This is a genomic window from Agathobacter ruminis, from assembly GCF_002735305.1.
Classification (GTDB): domain Bacteria; phylum Bacillota; class Clostridia; order Lachnospirales; family Lachnospiraceae; genus Roseburia; species Roseburia ruminis.
This window is the reverse complement of record NZ_PDYG01000062.1, coordinates 1-307: the sequence shown is the minus strand read 5'-3', so window position 1 is coordinate 307 and position 307 is coordinate 1. Positions and strand designations below refer to the sequence as shown.

General features: G+C 34.5%; 1 protein-coding gene. It reads left to right on the top strand.

Going from position 1 to position 307, the window contains the following annotated elements; genetic code table 11:
- Positions 1–191 (top strand): hypothetical protein (locus CSX02_RS13770; RefSeq protein WP_207653770.1); only part of this gene is annotated, 191 nt, incomplete at its 5' end.
- Between the last annotated feature and the right edge of the window lie 116 nt (positions 192–307).

Below are 307 nucleotides of genomic sequence, written 5' to 3'. Positions count from 1 at the left end.
ACTTTTTGGGAAATGTAGAGATTCCGATTAGACCGAGGTATGTACATGGATTCGCAAAAGTTTTTGGATGGGAGAGAATAGAGGAAAGCTGGCTGGTTGCCTTTTTCAAATGGTGGCAGGGAAAAACATATTATGAGGAGAATGGGCTTTATTATCCAAGTGAGCTCTATAAAAAAAGCGATGATGAATAGTTGTGTAATTAGGATATAAAGTAATGTTTGATTTGTATAGTACAAGAAAGAAGATAGATGATGTGCATATATTTATATCCGAGAAGGTGTATAACTATCTTGTGAATTTGTTCAAA